The sequence below is a fragment of the Aeromonas sp. FDAARGOS 1403 genome (assembly GCF_019047325.1).
GTDB lineage: Bacteria > Pseudomonadota > Gammaproteobacteria > Enterobacterales > Aeromonadaceae > Aeromonas > Aeromonas dhakensis.
Genome location: NZ_CP077249.1, coordinates 3,171,165 through 3,185,484, shown reverse-complemented (window position 1 = coordinate 3,185,484; position 14,320 = coordinate 3,171,165). Strand labels below are relative to the sequence as shown.

Below are 14,320 nucleotides of genomic sequence, written 5' to 3'. Positions count from 1 at the left end.
CTGCCGAGATTCGTGGCCAGAGCGCCTCGGCCTTATTCCACCAGGCGATCGGCCAGGGTCCCCACCGCCACCACGAAATAGTGGGAGCGATTCCAGTCGCGCAACACCCGATAATTGGGATAGGCAAGATAGGCAGCGCCCCCTGCCCCGTCGGGCTGCACCAGCGAGGCCTGCATCTTCACCGCGGGCAAGGCGCCGCCATCCGCTTTGCGTACCCCGAGGGCCTGCCAGGCCGACAGCGTTCGGGTATCTTCAAGCCCGACCAGCGCAGGATCCAGACCTGCGGGCACCCTCACCCGGCGCCCCCAGCTTTCATCCCCGTGCCAGCCGTTCTGGCGCAGATAATTGGCTGCCGAACCAAACACATCCGCCGGCGTCCCCCACAGATCCTTCTTGCCGTCACCGTCCTGGTCGACCGCGTATTTGCGGTAGGAAGAGGGCATGAACTGCACCTGTCCCATGGCGCCGGCCCAGGAGCCCTTGAGCTCGGCCGGGGTGATCGGCTCCTCTTCCAGCATGCGCAGGACATCGAACAGCTGCCCCTTGAAGAAGGCCTCACGGCGCCCCTCCCAGGCCAGGGTGGCCAGCGACGAGACCAGCGGATATTTACCGGTCAATTTGCCGAAATTGGTTTCAATGCCCCACAGGGCGACAATAAATCGGGGTTGTACATCATATTCCGCCCCTATTTTTGTGAGCAGCGGCAAATACTGACGATATAGGCGTTTGGCTTGATTGACTTTCCACTGCGGCACCGCGTTGGAAATATAAGTGGCGAGGGTCTGTTTAAATTCCGGCTGATTTTTATCGTGCCGAATGGCGACCTCGATCAGATGAATATCGGCGAAGGCGGCAGCAATGGTCGCGGGCTGGATCCCGGCGGCCAGGGCCTCCTGTTTGAGGCCCGTCACATAATGGTCAAAATCGGGGCTGGCCTGCAGCGGATGGCTCGACAATCCCCCCATCAACAGCAGTGCCAGCCGCCTCTTCATTTCCGTTCGGCCTTCATTTGAGCCTTGTGCTGCTCCAGCAGGTTTTCCGGCGGAGGCGGCATCTGCAGATAGAAGCCCTGACTCTGCAGCGCCTCCATCACCCGGCTGGTGGAGGCGATCCCCAAGGGCTTGGCTGGGTCCAGTTTGGTCATCAATACCAGTTCGGGACGGCCAAATGTGCTCATCAGCACCTCGGGTACGCGGGAAAAGTCCTCTCTTCTTTCAACAAAAAGATAGGTCTCGGCTTTTTTGCGACTTTTATAGACTGCACACAACATGGAAATTGATATAATCCAACCGGTTTATTGCCTCTGAGGATGGCAAACTATAACATCAGGAATTGAATAACAATAACGGATTACCGTCTCTGTCTCGGGGAAGATTCATGGTTGAGCGCGATAACGAATTGAAAGGGACCACCTTCACTATTTCTGTGTTGCATATCAGCGATGGCAAGCCTGAGCGGATCCGCCAGTTGCTGGCGGCCAAAGTGGCCCAGGCGCCCCAGTTCTTTAATTGTGCCCCCCTCGTCATCAATGTGGAACGGCTCACCGAGATCCCCGACTTCGAACAGCTCAAGGAGCTGGTGGAATCGGAAGACTTCGTGCTGGTCGGGATCACGGGGGCCCAGAACGAGGCGATGAAGACGGCCGCCAAGGCGGCAGGGCTGGCGGTGATGGCCTCCGGCAAGAGCCGCAAGGCCGAACCCCAGCCAGAACCGGCGCCGGCCCCCATCGTAGAAGCGAAACCCGTGCCAGCACCGGTGATAGCGAGCAAGGTGCATGTGGGCCCGGTTCGCTCCGGCCAGCAGCTCTATGCCGCCGGCACCTCGCTGGTGGTGCTGGGCTCGGTCAGCCCGGGCGCCGAAGTCATCGCCGACGACAGTATTCATATTTATGGCACTCTGCGCGGCAGGGCCATTGCCGGCGCCAAGGGCAACCCCCAGGCACGGATTTATTGCCAGCAACTGCAGGCCGAGCTGCTCTCCATCGCTGGCACCTTCCAGCTCAGCGATGCATTGCCGGCCGGCCTCATCCAGCAGCCGGTTCATGTCCGGCTGGATAACGAACAACTCCGTATAGACCGTATCAAATAGAGTTACAAGGAAGCGAGAATGGCGCGAATCATAGTCGTTACATCGGGTAAAGGTGGCGTTGGCAAGACCACAACCAGCGCGGCCCTGAGTACCGGTTTAGCCCAGCGTGGCCACAAGACAGTGGTCATCGATTTTGACATTGGCCTGCGAAACCTGGACCTCATCATGGGCTGCGAGCGGCGCGTGGTGTATGACTTCGTCAACGTCATCAATGGCGAGGCCAACCTCAACCAGGCCCTCATCAAGGACAAGCGCTGCGAGAACCTGTTCATCCTGCCCGCCTCCCAGACCCGGGACAAGGATGCCCTCACCCGCGAAGGGGTCGAGAAGATCCTGGATCAGCTGAGCGAGATGCAGTTCGACTACATCGTCTGCGACTCCCCGGCGGGGATCGAAGCCGGCGCCCTGATGGCGCTCTACTTCGCCGATGAAGCTATTGTCACCACCAACCCGGAAGTCTCCTCCGTGCGTGACTCGGATCGCATCCTCGGCATCCTGGCCTCCAAGTCCCGTCGCGCCGAGCGTGGCGAAGACCCCATCAAGGAGCACCTGCTGCTGACCCGCTACTGCCCGACCCGCGTCAACCGCGGCGACATGCTGAGCGTACAGGACGTACAGGAGATCCTGGCCATCAAACTGCTCGGGGTGATCCCGGAGTCCCAGGCGGTGCTGCGTGCCTCCAACTCCGGCGAGCCTGTCATCCTGGACAAGGAGTCCGATGCCGGTCAGGCCTATGAGGACGCCGTTGCCCGCCTGTTGGGTGACACCAAGGATTTTCGTTTTCTGGAAGAAGAGAAGAAGGGCTTCTTTAGCCGACTGTTCGGGAGTTAAGCATGTCATTATTGGATTATTTTCGTTCCAACAAGAAACAGAGCACCGCACAACTGGCCAAAGAGCGGTTGCAGATCATCGTGGCTCACGAGCGTTCATCCAGAGGGGGGCCGGATTACCTGCCCCAGCTCAAGCAGGATATCCTCGACGTGATCCGCAAATATGTGGAGATAGACCCTGACAAGATCACGGTCCAGCTCGACAAGAAGAGTGATGAGCTGTCGGTACTCGAGCTCAACATCACCTTCGCCGACGACAAGAAGGGATGAGCCTGACGCCCTATGCGTGACCCTTTCCCCCAATGAAGACCGGATCCTGCTGCCAGGATCCGGTTTTTTATTGCCGCAACCGGGTCAAGGGCGCTGCTGCACTCGCCAAGCCCGTAGGGGACAGCTAGAATACGGCGCGCCACCGTGCGGCCAAGCCGTCGGTGTTTTTCTTTATTTATCAGCTGGAACAGACCGCTTATGTCTTTGAATGACGAAATGCACAGCGTCGAGGAACTGCTCGACACCGCCCTCGAACTCTTCATGGAGCTTGCCTCCGACAACCTGCCGGAGCAGGAGATCGCCCGCTTCAATCAGGAGTTCAACGACCGCGGCCTGCTGGCGGAAACCGATCCGGCCGATGACTGGGAAGCGGACGTTGGCTTCGAAGTCAGCGACGCCGAGTACGCCGAGATCTGGATCGGCCTTGGCAACGAGCAGGAAGAGTACGAGCACCTGTTCGCCCGCATGCTGCTCTCCCGCCGTGTTGACGAGAAGTTCTGCCACATCGAATGGCTGCCCCAATAATTCCGGATCCCGATGATCCGAGTCATTACGTCTGGGAGTCGGAGCCAGAGCCCGTGCGGCCCAATCCGGCACGGCGCCTGCTGAACTGGCTCGGCAAGCTGCTGCTGGCGGCCCTGCTCAGCACCATCGTCTCGGTGGCGCTGCTGCGCTTCATCGATCCGCCCATGTGGACCTGGCGCATCGAGCGGGCGCTGTTTCCCCCTGCCAAGGTGGCCGAGGTGAAGCACGACTGGGTGCCGCTCGAGCAGATCTCCCGCGAGCTGCAGCTGGCGGTGATCGCCGCCGAAGATCAGCGCTTTGCCGAGCACAACGGCTTCGACATGGATGCCATCAGCTCGGCACTCAAGCACAATCAGCACAGCGAGCGGGTGCGCGGCGCCAGCACCCTCAGCCAGCAGACCGCCAAGAACCTCTTCATGTGGAGCGATCGCAGCTTCCTGCGCAAGGGGATCGAGGCCTGGTTCACCCTGCTGATGGAGCTGGGCTGGGACAAGTCCCGCATCCTCGAGGTGTACCTGAATATCGTGGAGTTCGGGCCCGGCATCTACGGCGCCGAGGCCGCTGCCAGACACTACTTTGGCAAGCCGGCGATACGTCTCACCCGCTACGAGGCGTCACTGCTGGCGGCAGCCCTGCCCAACCCCTGGCGCTACCGGGTCAAGCCCCCCTCACCCTACGTCCAGCAGCGCTCGGCCTGGATCCGCCGCCAGATGGGCCAGCTGGGGCAGGTGACCCTCAACAAGGTGCATCAGGCAGACTGATGCCTGATGGGTGTCGGGCTTGTTCACGGTGCGAGCCCGATCTCGTCGGTGGTGGGCCCCAGGTGCCCGCCCACCGTGCCCCGATGCAGCGGCAGGTAGTGCCACCACCAGGTCTCCCGCCGCCGCTTGATCTGCTGCCGTCTCGTCCGCCGTTTCATGCCCGCTCTCCCTTGCCCTGCCCCTCTTCAACCATACCCAACTCCGGCCTGCCTTGCCCGGAGCTGGCGCACCCTTCCCACTGGTCTGGCCGCCACCGCCAATAATTGTTACAGTAGCGAACCTCGATGTATCTGGAGTGATTTCATGGAACAGCGTACCCCGGATCAGCTGGTCGAATGGGCCTATGATCAGTTTCTTGAGCAGGCCGCAGACATGCTGGCCCCCGAACAAATCGTCGACATCACCCTGGAGTTCGAACAGCGTGGCGCCGTCGAGGCGACCCTGCCCAATGCCGACTGGTCAACCGAGCTCGGTGTGCCGGTGGACATGGAGCGCTGGGTCGAAGTATGGGTGGGTCTGCTGGACCATCAGGAGGAGTTTGAGGTGATTTTCGCCACCTTCCTGCTGCCCCGTCATAGCAACGAGCACGATGTCTACGTGCGCTGGCACCGTCAGCAACAGGCATGAAAAAGGCGCCCTCGGCGCCTTTTTCTTTTGCGGTGATCATGGCTCAAGGCCGGGCCGCGATGGCCTTCGCCAGACAGCGCCGGCACCAGCAGGCATCGGCCTCCCCCATGGGCAGGGCCGGCAGCTGGCTGCACCAGCACTCTGCGATGGTCGAGCCGGCCGACACGGCGCAAAAGGCCGGTTCGCCACAGCCGGGGCAGTGATGGGTGCTGGTGGAACCATCCAGCTGCGCCATCACCGCCAGCTGGGCCTCGCTCTCCATGGCGGACCAGCGACCAATCTCGGTCAGAGTGCGACCACAGCCAAGGCAAAGACCGTCTTTCGCCCGGCACGCACCGACGCAGGGGCTCGGCACTTATTCGCCGCCTTCGCGCTGATCGTCGCCCGTCAATGTGATGCTGTAGTCATCGATGACCAGCTTGCCCTGCTTGTAGAGGCCGCCGATGGCCTTCTTGAAGGTGCCCTTGCTCATGCCGAGCAGCTTGTAGATGAGCTCGGGTTCGCTCTTGTCGCCCACCGCCAGGCTGCCGCCCTGCTTCTTGAGGCGGACCAGGATCTGCTCGCCGGCATCGTCCAGCCGCGCCACACCCGGCTTTTGCAGGGTCAGATCCAGCTTGCCGTCATCACGCACCTGCTTGACCCAGGCGGTCAGCGGACGACCCGTGGTCACCCGGCCGAACACCTCGTTCTTGAACAGCATGCCGGAGTACTCGCCATTGACGATGGCCTTGATGCCGAGCGGCGTGCGCTCGCCAGGCAGGGCAGTCACTTCGTCACCGGCCTTGAAGGGAGGTTTGTCGGTGCGCAGGAACCGCTCGAGGCGGCTGGTGCCCACCATGCGCCCCTCGTGATCGAGCATCAGCCGCACCAGATAGACATGGCCCACCTGCATCGGCTTGTTCTGCTCGCGGCTTGGTACGAACAGATCCTTCTTCATGCCCCAGTCGAGGAAGGCACCAATCTTGTTGGCATTGACCACCTTGAGGCCGACGATGTCGTCCACCATGGCAAACGGCTTGTCGGTGGTGATCACCGGCTCGCAGTCGGCATCCAGATAGAGGAAGACCTTGACGCCGTCCCCTTCCGCCACCCCTTCCGGCAGTTGACGCTTGGGCAGCAGCAGCTCGCCGTACTCTTCGCCAGCCGCCAGCCAGGCGCCCCGATCTTCGAGCTCGACTACGGTAAGGGTGTTCATCTTGCCAATCTGTAGCATGGTGTTCTCTTCTTTCATTGTCCGGATGGCCAATTTTTCATTGCCTGTATGGGCGCGCATGTTACCCCAAGAGCGGTAACAGGGCCTAGTCCCTTGCCCTGTTCGCGGGTGATTTTCAGGGCCTTTTGGCCGGGGCGTGTCCATATAATCGCCAGTCAGCCGCCCTTTTGCTGCAAATAACCCCACTTTTGGGTAGACTTCGCCGCTGTCAAAATCCAGAGGAACTGTCGATGAATCCATCCACTCGTACCCGTCATCTCAATCAATGGATCCAGACCCACAGTGGGCAGGACATGACCTACCCGGCGCTGCACGGCTTTTTGTGTGCCCGCCTGGTCGGGCCGGATGCCCCTGACTGGCAGGCCCCGCTGGCCGGTCTGTTGCCCCATGACGCCGAGCTGGATGAAAAAAGCGCCGAGGCGCTGCGCCACCTGATCGCCGAGCTGGAAACCCAAGCCGATGAGGCCCAGCTCGCCCTGCCTAGCCAGTGCCGCCTCTCCACCGAGAGCCCGGAGCAGGTGTTCGAGCAGAGCCACCCCCTCGGTCAGTGGTGTTACGGCTTCAGCCAGGGCTTTGCCACCTGGCCCAAGCCCAGGGATCTGAACGATCCGACCACCCAGTACCGTTTCAGCCTGGCCGCCGAGCTGAGCCTGTTTCGCGACAAGCCCATGGCGCAGATGCTGCACGCGGCCGCCGGCAGTGACCTCCCCTTCATGGAGTTCTGCAAGCGTCAGCGCCAGAACATGAAGACCGCTCTCAACCAGCTGCTGCAATTAGATGAGTATCAGGCCGTGCCGAGCACGGAGCAGGCGCTGGACAGCCAGCAGGCCGAGCAGTGGCAGCAGTGGTTCGAACTGGCCGATGCCAGCCGCGACCCGCACAGCCGCCTCGGCTGGTTTGACAAGGTGATCGCCGATGCCGAACCGCTGTTTGACACCGCCTTCTGGCAGCAGATTGCCGGCCATGGCTGGAGTGCCCACGAAGCGCGCCCGCTGCTGGCCGCCCGGGCCGGACGGGCCGACTGCCTGCTGCGCCTCGGCCAGCTGGAACAGGCGCGCAGCGAGTATCTGGCGCTGCTCGAGCTGTGCGTGGCCGATGAACTGGGTTGCCGTTATCCCCTCTCCAGCCTCTATGCCCTGCAAGGGGACTGGTCGGCCCTGCAGGCTCTGCTGGTGCGCTTTGATGAGGCCTCCAGCTGGCTGCTCTACAACAAGGCGCTGATGACGTTCGTCTGCGCTGGCGCCGAGGCCGCGCAGCCGCTGCTGGCCGCCGCCATCAAGGCCAACGCCCATGTACCGGCCTGTCTGCTGGGCCAGCGCAAGCTGCCCAAACAGGAGCCCCACAGCTGGCAGGCGGGCAGCCGTGACGAAGCGGCGCTCTACACCCTGCAAAGCCGCGAGGCCTGGCTCAAGCACAACGCCCTGCTCTGGCTGCGCAAAGGCTGAGCCAGCGACAGTAAAACCAGCTTCGAATAGACCCGGTTGCGGCGGATGACGTGCGCAACCGCACATTTCTCTGGTACTTGTTCAGACAAACGGCCCTGTGTTACGTATCATCAAGGTCAAAGTATCAAGAGAAACTGCACCCGATGCAGCCGTCACAGCAGGATGTCATATGTCAAAGATCATAGAGCTGCTTGCCCACTATCCCCCCTATCAGCTGGTACACGCCGCCGAGATGGTGCGCGATACCTTCGAACAGTTTTACCAGCAACGCTATCAGCTGACGGTGCCTCAATGGCGCCTGATGATGGTGCTCGGCCCCCACTACCCCATCAGCCAGAAAGAGCTGGTGGAGGCAAGCGGGATGGACAAGGTACGGATCTCCCGCGAAATTCACCGGCTGGTGGAAAAAGGGATCCTGTTCACCGAGAGCAGCGAGCACGACAAGCGGGTCAGCCTGGTCTCCTTCACCCAGGCGGGGCTCACCCTGTTCCAGCAGCTCAAGAGCGAAGCGGGCAGCTGGCAGCACACCCTCACCGACTACCTGCCGGCCGAGGCGCGCCAATCCATTCGTCTGCACCTGCAAAGCGTCAGCGATGCCATCGAACAACTTCACCTGCTGGATAACGAGCGACCCTCATGAACCTCAACAACTTTGCCACCATGGACGTCAACATGCTGCTGAGCCTGGTCAACATGCAGCTACGTGATCGCTACGATGATCTCGATGATCTCTGCAAGGCGCAGGATCTCGACAAGGCGGCGCTGGTCGCCCGGCTCGCCAGCGGCGATTTCCACTATCAGGAAGATCAGAAGCAGTTCAGATAGGGATCCGGATCACAACCCGGCCCATGCCGCTGGCTCCGGCGGCAAAAGCTGCTATGGTGATGGCTACCCCGGTCAACTGACCATCGGCAAGAGGTATGGATACATCTTGCTGTCACAGACCGCGGTTAGCCTTCTCTTCACCAGCCGTAGCCAAGGATGACCCATGATGTTTCTGACCCGTCCCGCCAGCCTGATCACCCTCTGTGCCTTGCTGATGATCAGCCTCCTCTCGCCCCGCCTGCCCGACAGCGCCGAGCAGTGGCTCACCACCCTGCTGCTGGGCTCCCTGGTGGTGGTCTGCCTGATGGTCGGCAGCGGCTGTCGCCGCTTTCTGCGGGATTGACCTGACGGGCCGCTTCATCAGGTCAGGCACCAAAAAAACAACGCAGCCCGAGGGCTGCGTTGTTGCTTTCTGGCGTATGGCTGGTTGCTCTCTTGATCAGAGCGCCAGAGTCTCCAGCTGGCCCTTGGCCTGCTCGATGCCCTTGGCCTGGGCATCCGGACCCATGCCCATGCCTTCGGCGTAGATGAAGTCCACCTCCTTGATGCCGATGAAGCCCAGCACGGTGCGCATGTAGGGGGTCACCAGATCGGTGGCGCTGCCGACGTGCATGCCGCCACGGGGGCTGATCACCAGGGCGCGGGTGTTTTCCACCAGTCCGACCGGACCGGTTTCGGTGTAACGGAAGGTCACGCCGGCACGGGCCACCAGATCGATCCAGTTCTTCAGCTGGGTCGGGATGTTGAAGTTGTACATGGGGGCGGCAATCACCACCAGATCGCTCGCCTTGAGCTCTGCGATCAGCTCGTCGGACTGGGCCAGCACGGCCAGTTGACGCTCGTTGAGGTTTTCACCACCGCGCAGACCAGACGCCAGCTCGCCATCCAGTACCGGCAGGTTCAGGGCCGCCAGATCACGCACGGTGACGGTGTCGGACTGATGGTCGGCCAGGAAACCGTCGATCAGGGCGTTGGATTGGGAATATTGGCCCAGGATGCTGGACTTGAGTACGAGGATATTGGCCATGGTGAAACTCCATTAGGTTGTCGGTTGAACAGCGGTGCTGTCGATGGAGGTCACTCTAAACATTGGGCTTCTATACAGATAGCGAAAATAGATGCTCAACTTATTCAAAAATTTTGATGGTAGTGCATTCTCTCGCCAGCCGCCTCTCTCACGCCCCGCCAAGGCTTGGCAGAACAAACGATTGCCGTTATGATCCGCCGCACTTTTTTCAGCGACCCGGATCCCATGACACCCTCGCGCAGGCACTCCCCCTTTGCCGGTGCAGTCTGGATGATGGTAGCGGGCCTCTGCTTCGCCGCCGTCAACAGCCTGAGCCAGTATGTCAGCTTCAAGCTCGGCCTCCCCTCGACCCAGGTCGCCTTCCATCAATATCTGATTGCCTTGGTCTGTCTGCTGCCCTGGCTCATTCGCCACGGCCTGCGCCAGTCGCTGATGACCAACCAGCTGCGGCTGCACCTGCTGCGGGTTGCCCTGGCGGTGGTCGGCATCCAGTTCTGGCTGTGGGCGCTGGCGGTCCCCGTCCCCATCTGGCAGGGGATCGCGCTGCTGATGACCTCGCCGCTGTTTGCCACCCTGGGCTCTGCCCTCTTTCTCAAGGAACAGGTGAGCCGGGCCCGCATTCTGGCAACCCTGGCCGGCTTTGTCGGCGCCATGCTGATCCTGGCCCCCTGGACCGACGATTTCAGCTGGGCTTCCCTGCTGCCGGTGGCGGCGGCCCTGTTCTGGGCCGGCTACTCCTTGCTGGTGCGCTATCAGGCTGCCAGCGAGTCGTCCCACACCATCGTCGTCTACCTGCTCATCTTCAGCACCCCGTTCAACGCCATGCTGGCGCTGCCGGAGTGGCAATGGCCGAGCGAAGCCCAGTGGCTGCTGGTAGCCGCCTCCGGCGTGCTGTCGGCGCTGGCCCAGATGTCCATCGCCCGCGCCTACAGCGTGGCCGAGGCCTCGTTCGTGCAACCCTTTGATTTTGCCAAGCTGCCCATGAACGTGCTGGCCGGCTGGCTGGTGTTTGGCTGGGCGCCGCCCGGCCGATTGTGGCTGGGAGCCGCCATCATCATCGGCGCCATCACCCTGCTCACCCATCTGGAGCAGCGCGCCCACAAATCCGTTTCCTGAGGTACGCCATGCGTGCCTCTTTTTTTGCCCGCTATTCGTGCGATAGCGGCCCTCAATCACCACCCACGACATCAGGAGAGATCACATGTTTGGAACCGCTACCCGCCCCGGCGCCACCCGCGCCCTGCTGCTGGGCTCCGGCGAACTTGGCAAGGAGGTCGCCATCGAGCTGCAACGCTTCGGCATCGAGGTGATCGCCACCGACCGCTATGCCGATGCCCCCGCCATGCAGGTGGCGCACAGAGCTCATGTGCTGGACATGCTGGACGGTGACGCCCTGCGCGCCCTGGTCAACGAGGTCAAACCGGATCTCATCATCCCCGAGCTGGAAGCCATCGCCACCGATACCCTGGCCGCCCTGGAGCAGGAAGGGGTCAAGGTGGTGCCGAACGCCCGCGCCACCCAGCTCACCATGAACCGGGAGGGGATCCGCCGCCTCGCCGCCGAGACGCTGGGCTTGCCCACCTCCCCCTACCGCTTTGCCCAGAGCAAGGAGGAGTTCGTCGCCGCCGTCGAGACCATTGGCCTGCCCTGCGTGGTGAAGCCGGTGATGAGCTCATCCGGCAAGGGGCAGAGCGTGCTGCGCGATCTCGCCAAACTCGACGAGAGCTGGACCTATGCCCAGGAGGGCGGTCGCGCCGGTCGCGGCAAGGTGATCGTCGAGGGCTTCGTCCCCTTCGAGTACGAGATCACCCTGCTCACGGTACGCGCGGTGGACGGCATCCACTTCTGCGAGCCCATCGGCCATCGCCAGGAAGATGGCGACTACCGCGAATCCTGGCAGCCGCAAGCCATGAGCGAACTGGCTCTGGCCCGCTCCAAGGAGGTAGCAGCCAAGGTGGTCGAGGCGCTGGGCGGCTACGGCCTGTTCGGGGTCGAGCTCTTCATCAAGGGTGACGAGGTGTGGTTCAGCGAGGTCTCGCCGCGCCCCCACGACACCGGCATGGTGACCCTCATCTCCCAGGATCTCTCCGAGTTCGCCCTGCACGTGCGCGCCATTCTGGGACTGCCCATCGGCACCATCACCCAGTACGGACCGAGCGCCTCCGCCGTGGTGCTGCGCGAAGGTCACAGCCAGGACATCCGCTATCAGGGGATTGGCGAGGCGCTGGCTCTGGTGCCGGGTGCCCAGCTGCGGCTGTTTGGCAAGCCGGAGATCGCCGGTCGCCGCCGGCTCGGCGTGGCACTGACGCGAGCCGAGCAGTGCGACGAGGCGGTAGAAAGAGCCAAAGCGGTCGCGGCCGGGGTCAAGGTGCTGTTCTAAGCCCACTTTTTGGCACACGAAATCAAACGTTTGCCAGCATGATCCAGCGCAAGGGGCATGGCAATGCCCCTTTTGCATTGAGGCACCTTGTTTATAATCCCCCCTTCACCTATGTCAGGAGTACAAGATGTTAACTGCCGTGATCTTCGATATGGATGGTGTTCTGATCGACTCGGAACCCTTTTGGCAACGGGCCCAGATGGCTGTCTTCTCCGAGCTGGGCCATCCCCACACGGTGGAAGATTGCGAATCGACCATAGGTGTGCGCATCGATCAGCTGGTGGCCCACTGGTATCGCCTGCGCCCCTGGAGTGGCCCCAGCCAGGAAGAGGTGGTGCAGCGCATCCTGGATCGGGTCAACGCCCTGATCCTCTCCGAAGGTCAGGCTAAGGCCGGCGTGCTGGAAGCGCTCGATCTCATCGAAGCCCAGGGCCTCAAGGTGGGTCTCGCCACCTCCTCCCCCTTTGCCATGGTGGAAGCGGTGCTCGGCAAGCTCGGCATTCGCGATCGCTTCCTGGCGGTGCACTCCGCCGAGGTGGAGCGCTTTGGCAAGCCGCACCCGGATGTCTATATCCACGCCGCCGAGAAGCTGGGAGTCGAGCCGGTGCATTGTCTCGCCATCGAGGACAGCTTTACCGGTCTGCTGGCGGCCAAGGCGGCCTCCATGACCGCGCTGATTGTGCCGGACCCGGCGCTGGTGGGTGACCCCCGTCTGGCCATTGCCAACCATCAGCTGCGCTCGCTCACCGAGCTTAATAGCGAGATGCTGACCAGCTGGGTCAAGTAAACGACCAGCAGGCGCTGATCGTTCCCATGTACCCGCCATTGGTGGGTGGCCCACGTCTGGCCATCGCCGACCATCGGCTGTGCTCGCTCACCGAGCTGGATGCCCAGATGCTGGCCAGCTGGGTCAAATAAACCACGCTCTGACGGACTGACCTCCTGCCTCCCTTGATCCCGGTCATAATCGTGCGCTTGCTCGCGGTCAGGCAGGTGCGATCCAGCTAGAATCTGGGGAGAGAGGCGGCCCACGGGCCCGAGGAGGTCATCATGATCGAGTACACCAGCAAGCGCATCGTCTGCCCCCACTGTGGCCATCATACCCGGGTCGAGCTGGATGCCAGCCAAGGGGATCAGGAGTTTTATGAGGATTGCATGGCCTGCTGCAACCCCATCCACCTGCGACTGCACCGGGATGAGGCGCGCGACTGCCTGCAACTCTTCGTGGATGCTGACGACGAACAGATGTTCTGAGTCGCCCTGACAGGGAATGGCACAAAACAAAGCGGGGCCCACTGGGCCCCGCTTTCCTTTTCGCCTAAGCGGCCGCCCCTGCGCCTTATTGGCGGGACGCCAGCACCCGCTCCACCGTGTCGACGATGGCCTGGGTCTGGGGGTCAATCTCGATGTTGGTCTGCCAGCCTGCCTTGACCCAACCGAGGTTGGTGCGGGCCAGGGTCTCGGGGATCAGGTTGACGCAAAATTCGCAGCCGCGCACCTCGCCCACGGTAAGGCTGATGCCATCGATGCCGATGTAGCCCTTGGTCAGCACGTATTTCATCAGCGTTGGGGCCAGGCGATACCACACCTGCCGGTTGTTGGGGGTGTCGATGACCGAGATCACCTGCGCGGTGCCCATGATGTGGCCGGACATGGCGTGGCCGCCAATCTCGTCGCCAAAGCGGGCGGCCCGCTCCACGTTGACCTTGTCCCCCGGCTGCAGCTGGCCGAGGTTGGTGAGGCGCAGGGTCTCCTGCATCAGATCGAAGCTGACCAGATCTCCTTCGACCCGGGTGACGGTCAGGCAGCAGCCGTTGTGGGCCACGGAGGCACCCAGCGCCAGCCCCTCGCCCCAGGCCGGGCTCGGCATGCGGATCACGTGGGTACGAAAGTTGGGCAGCTCTTCGATAGCCACCAGTTCGGCGGTCCCCTGCACTATGCCGGTGAACATGTCTCGTCTCCTGCTACGAAAAAAGGCAGGGTAACCTCGCCGCGCACCCCAGACAAGCGCAACCGCTGACAAGCAGGCGGCCGATCGCTATAGTGACGGCATTCAAACCAAGTGCTGACAAGGAAACAAAAATGCAGGTATATCAATGCTGTGAGGCCATTCGCATCGCCTACAACCAGATTGGCTCCGGCGAGCAGGGCTATGTGCCGCAGGCCATCGCCGCCACCATCAGGGCGCTCAACGCCGTGGCATCGGACGAGCGGGTGCCGGCGGATCTGCGCGAGCAGGCCGCCTACGCCGCCGCCAACCTGCTGATCAGCGATCACGAAGACGCCTGATCCCGGGCTTGCACCAATCGTTTCGTCCCGAATGAATTTC

Annotated in this window: 22 protein-coding genes and 1 pseudogene; 16 read left to right on the top strand and 7 right to left on the bottom strand. The window is 62.2% G+C overall.

Annotation, left to right across the window (positions count from 1 at the left end; all coding sequences use genetic code 11):
• Positions 1-32: 32 nt before the first annotated feature.
• The gene (locus I6L33_RS14990; protein WP_019840414.1) at positions 33-992 is read right to left on the bottom strand and encodes a lytic transglycosylase domain-containing protein; all 960 of its coding nucleotides are present in this window, start codon (positions 990-992) and stop codon (positions 33-35) included.
• The gene (locus I6L33_RS14985) at positions 989-1,270 is read right to left on the bottom strand and encodes a YcgL domain-containing protein (protein ID WP_017782768.1); all 282 of its coding nucleotides are present in this window, start codon (positions 1,268-1,270) and stop codon (positions 989-991) included. The genes I6L33_RS14990 and I6L33_RS14985 overlap by 4 nt, the downstream gene beginning before the upstream one ends.
• Positions 1,271-1,377: 107 nt before the next feature.
• Here I6L33_RS14985 and minC point away from each other — a divergent pair, with 107 nt between their 5' ends.
• The 5 genes from minC (at position 1,378) to mtgA (ending at position 4,474) form a co-directional block, all read left to right on the top strand.
• Positions 1,378-2,088, top strand: coding sequence for a septum site-determining protein MinC (gene minC, locus I6L33_RS14980; RefSeq protein ID WP_005301245.1), 711 nt, complete (start codon positions 1,378-1,380; stop codon positions 2,086-2,088).
• An 18-nt stretch (positions 2,089-2,106) separates the two neighbouring features.
• On the top strand, positions 2,107-2,919 hold the full coding sequence (gene minD / locus I6L33_RS14975) for a septum site-determining protein MinD (protein ID WP_005301248.1): 813 nt from the start codon (positions 2,107-2,109) through the stop codon (positions 2,917-2,919).
• 2 nt (positions 2,920-2,921) lie between these two features.
• Positions 2,922-3,188: a cell division topological specificity factor MinE gene (gene minE, locus I6L33_RS14970; RefSeq protein WP_005301252.1), complete on the top strand. Its 267-nt coding sequence runs from the start codon at positions 2,922-2,924 to the stop codon at positions 3,186-3,188.
• Between the two features lie 198 nt (positions 3,189-3,386).
• Complete coding sequence (locus tag I6L33_RS14965) at positions 3,387-3,713, top strand: HI1450 family dsDNA-mimic protein (protein ID WP_005301255.1); 327 nt, start codon at positions 3,387-3,389, stop codon at positions 3,711-3,713.
• A gap of 53 nt (positions 3,714-3,766) precedes the next feature.
• Positions 3,767-4,474 (top strand): monofunctional biosynthetic peptidoglycan transglycosylase, encoded by a 708-nt coding sequence (gene mtgA / locus I6L33_RS14960; protein WP_017784788.1) that lies wholly within the window; start codon positions 3,767-3,769, stop codon positions 4,472-4,474.
• 23 nt (positions 4,475-4,497) lie between these two features.
• Here mtgA and I6L33_RS22135 read toward each other — a convergent pair whose 3' ends face one another.
• Positions 4,498-4,632 (bottom strand): hypothetical protein, encoded by a 135-nt coding sequence (locus I6L33_RS22135; protein ID WP_265342813.1) that lies wholly within the window; start codon positions 4,630-4,632, stop codon positions 4,498-4,500.
• 145 nt (positions 4,633-4,777) lie between these two features.
• Here I6L33_RS22135 and I6L33_RS14955 point away from each other — a divergent pair, with 145 nt between their 5' ends.
• The gene (locus I6L33_RS14955; protein WP_021467256.1) at positions 4,778-5,101 is read left to right on the top strand and encodes an HI1450 family dsDNA-mimic protein; all 324 of its coding nucleotides are present in this window, start codon (positions 4,778-4,780) and stop codon (positions 5,099-5,101) included.
• Positions 5,102-5,144: 43 nt separating this feature from the next.
• Here I6L33_RS14955 and I6L33_RS14950 read toward each other — a convergent pair whose 3' ends face one another.
• On the bottom strand, positions 5,145-5,456 hold the full coding sequence (locus I6L33_RS14950; protein ID WP_201989106.1) for a DUF1289 domain-containing protein: 312 nt from the start codon (positions 5,454-5,456) through the stop codon (positions 5,145-5,147).
• Positions 5,457-6,554, bottom strand: a complete 1,098-nt coding sequence (locus tag I6L33_RS14945; protein WP_017779730.1) for a S1 RNA-binding domain-containing protein — start codon at positions 6,552-6,554, stop codon at positions 5,457-5,459.
• On the opposite strand from I6L33_RS14945, the gene I6L33_RS14940 reads away from it, so the two are divergent.
• The 4 genes from I6L33_RS14940 to I6L33_RS14925 all read left to right on the top strand — a co-directional run bounded on the left by I6L33_RS14940 (position 6,545) and on the right by I6L33_RS14925 (position 8,927).
• Positions 6,545-7,759, top strand: coding sequence for a UPF0149 family protein (locus tag I6L33_RS14940; RefSeq protein ID WP_117403534.1), 1,215 nt, complete (start codon positions 6,545-6,547; stop codon positions 7,757-7,759). The genes I6L33_RS14945 and I6L33_RS14940 overlap by 10 nt on opposite strands.
• Before the next feature lie 169 nt (positions 7,760-7,928).
• Positions 7,929-8,399 carry a MarR family winged helix-turn-helix transcriptional regulator gene (locus tag I6L33_RS14935; RefSeq protein WP_005301279.1) on the top strand — a complete coding sequence of 157 codons (471 nt, stop codon included), beginning with the start codon at positions 7,929-7,931 and terminating at the stop codon, positions 8,397-8,399.
• Entirely contained in the window at positions 8,396-8,584 is a 189-nt protein-coding gene (locus I6L33_RS14930; RefSeq protein ID WP_017764386.1) for a DUF4250 domain-containing protein, read from the top strand. The genes I6L33_RS14935 and I6L33_RS14930 overlap by 4 nt, the downstream gene beginning before the upstream one ends.
• 163 nt (positions 8,585-8,747) lie before the next feature.
• Positions 8,748-8,927: a hypothetical protein gene (locus tag I6L33_RS14925; protein ID WP_017779728.1), complete on the top strand. Its 180-nt coding sequence runs from the start codon at positions 8,748-8,750 to the stop codon at positions 8,925-8,927.
• Positions 8,928-9,023: 96 nt separating this feature from the next.
• Here I6L33_RS14925 and I6L33_RS14920 read toward each other — a convergent pair whose 3' ends face one another.
• Entirely contained in the window at positions 9,024-9,611 is a 588-nt protein-coding gene (locus I6L33_RS14920; RefSeq protein WP_005301286.1) for an FMN-dependent NADH-azoreductase, read from the bottom strand.
• Between the two features lie 225 nt (positions 9,612-9,836).
• On the opposite strand from I6L33_RS14920, the gene I6L33_RS14915 reads away from it, so the two are divergent.
• The 5 genes and pseudogenes from I6L33_RS14915 (at position 9,837) to I6L33_RS14900 (ending at position 13,245) form a co-directional block, all read left to right on the top strand.
• Entirely contained in the window at positions 9,837-10,727 is an 891-nt protein-coding gene (locus I6L33_RS14915; RefSeq protein ID WP_048018400.1) for a DMT family transporter, read from the top strand.
• An 85-nt stretch (positions 10,728-10,812) separates the two neighbouring features.
• Positions 10,813-11,991: a formate-dependent phosphoribosylglycinamide formyltransferase gene (gene purT, locus I6L33_RS14910; RefSeq protein WP_216972819.1), complete on the top strand. Its 1,179-nt coding sequence runs from the start codon at positions 10,813-10,815 to the stop codon at positions 11,989-11,991.
• A 127-nt stretch (positions 11,992-12,118) separates the two neighbouring features.
• Positions 12,119-12,778 (top strand): hexitol phosphatase HxpB, encoded by a 660-nt coding sequence (gene hxpB, locus I6L33_RS14905; RefSeq protein ID WP_216972818.1) that lies wholly within the window; start codon positions 12,119-12,121, stop codon positions 12,776-12,778.
• Positions 12,779-12,786: 8 nt separating this feature from the next.
• Positions 12,787-12,909 (top strand): annotated as a pseudogene (locus tag I6L33_RS22200) (hexitol phosphatase HxpB); the annotation flags it as partial.
• A 132-nt stretch (positions 12,910-13,041) separates the two neighbouring features.
• The gene (locus I6L33_RS14900) at positions 13,042-13,245 is read left to right on the top strand and encodes a CPXCG motif-containing cysteine-rich protein (RefSeq protein ID WP_005301298.1); all 204 of its coding nucleotides are present in this window, start codon (positions 13,042-13,044) and stop codon (positions 13,243-13,245) included.
• A gap of 85 nt (positions 13,246-13,330) precedes the next feature.
• Here the strand turns inward: I6L33_RS14900 and I6L33_RS14895 are convergent, their stop codons facing one another.
• The gene (locus I6L33_RS14895; protein ID WP_216972817.1) at positions 13,331-13,942 is read right to left on the bottom strand and encodes a riboflavin synthase subunit alpha; all 612 of its coding nucleotides are present in this window, start codon (positions 13,940-13,942) and stop codon (positions 13,331-13,333) included.
• Positions 13,943-14,073: 131 nt separating this feature from the next.
• On the opposite strand from I6L33_RS14895, the gene I6L33_RS14890 reads away from it, so the two are divergent.
• Positions 14,074-14,280 (top strand): YaeP family protein, encoded by a 207-nt coding sequence (locus tag I6L33_RS14890; protein WP_005301307.1) that lies wholly within the window; start codon positions 14,074-14,076, stop codon positions 14,278-14,280.
• The last annotated feature ends 40 nt before the right edge of the window (positions 14,281-14,320 follow it).

What these genes read in the sequence shown, in the direction of transcription:
- I6L33_RS14990 (WP_019840414.1), bottom strand. Translation starts at nt 992, where the DNA reads ATGAAGAGGCGGCTGGCACTGCTGTTGATGGGGGGATTGTCGAGCCAT.
- I6L33_RS14985 (WP_017782768.1), bottom strand. Translation starts at nt 1,270, where the DNA reads ATGTTGTGTGCAGTCTATAAAAGTCGCAAAAAAGCCGAGACCTATCTT.
- minC (WP_005301245.1), top strand. Translation starts at nt 1,378, where the DNA reads ATGGTTGAGCGCGATAACGAATTGAAAGGGACCACCTTCACTATTTCT.
- minD (WP_005301248.1), top strand. Translation starts at nt 2,107, where the DNA reads ATGGCGCGAATCATAGTCGTTACATCGGGTAAAGGTGGCGTTGGCAAG.
- minE (WP_005301252.1), top strand. Translation starts at nt 2,922, where the DNA reads ATGTCATTATTGGATTATTTTCGTTCCAACAAGAAACAGAGCACCGCA.
- I6L33_RS14965 (WP_005301255.1), top strand. Translation starts at nt 3,387, where the DNA reads ATGTCTTTGAATGACGAAATGCACAGCGTCGAGGAACTGCTCGACACC.
- I6L33_RS22135 (WP_265342813.1), bottom strand. Translation starts at nt 4,632, where the DNA reads ATGAAACGGCGGACGAGACGGCAGCAGATCAAGCGGCGGCGGGAGACC.
- I6L33_RS14955 (WP_021467256.1), top strand. Translation starts at nt 4,778, where the DNA reads ATGGAACAGCGTACCCCGGATCAGCTGGTCGAATGGGCCTATGATCAG.
- I6L33_RS14940 (WP_117403534.1), top strand. Translation starts at nt 6,545, where the DNA reads ATGAATCCATCCACTCGTACCCGTCATCTCAATCAATGGATCCAGACC.
- I6L33_RS14945 (WP_017779730.1), bottom strand. Translation starts at nt 6,554, where the DNA reads ATGGATTCATCGACAGTTCCTCTGGATTTTGACAGCGGCGAAGTCTAC.
- I6L33_RS14935 (WP_005301279.1), top strand. Translation starts at nt 7,929, where the DNA reads ATGTCAAAGATCATAGAGCTGCTTGCCCACTATCCCCCCTATCAGCTG.
- I6L33_RS14930 (WP_017764386.1), top strand. Translation starts at nt 8,396, where the DNA reads ATGAACCTCAACAACTTTGCCACCATGGACGTCAACATGCTGCTGAGC.
- I6L33_RS14925 (WP_017779728.1), top strand. Translation starts at nt 8,748, where the DNA reads ATGATGTTTCTGACCCGTCCCGCCAGCCTGATCACCCTCTGTGCCTTG.
- I6L33_RS14920 (WP_005301286.1), bottom strand. Translation starts at nt 9,611, where the DNA reads ATGGCCAATATCCTCGTACTCAAGTCCAGCATCCTGGGCCAATATTCC.
- I6L33_RS14915 (WP_048018400.1), top strand. Translation starts at nt 9,837, where the DNA reads ATGACACCCTCGCGCAGGCACTCCCCCTTTGCCGGTGCAGTCTGGATG.
- purT (WP_216972819.1), top strand. Translation starts at nt 10,813, where the DNA reads ATGTTTGGAACCGCTACCCGCCCCGGCGCCACCCGCGCCCTGCTGCTG.
- hxpB (WP_216972818.1), top strand. Translation starts at nt 12,119, where the DNA reads ATGTTAACTGCCGTGATCTTCGATATGGATGGTGTTCTGATCGACTCG.
- I6L33_RS14900 (WP_005301298.1), top strand. Translation starts at nt 13,042, where the DNA reads ATGATCGAGTACACCAGCAAGCGCATCGTCTGCCCCCACTGTGGCCAT.
- I6L33_RS14895 (WP_216972817.1), bottom strand. Translation starts at nt 13,942, where the DNA reads ATGTTCACCGGCATAGTGCAGGGGACCGCCGAACTGGTGGCTATCGAA.
- I6L33_RS14890 (WP_005301307.1), top strand. Translation starts at nt 14,074, where the DNA reads ATGCAGGTATATCAATGCTGTGAGGCCATTCGCATCGCCTACAACCAG.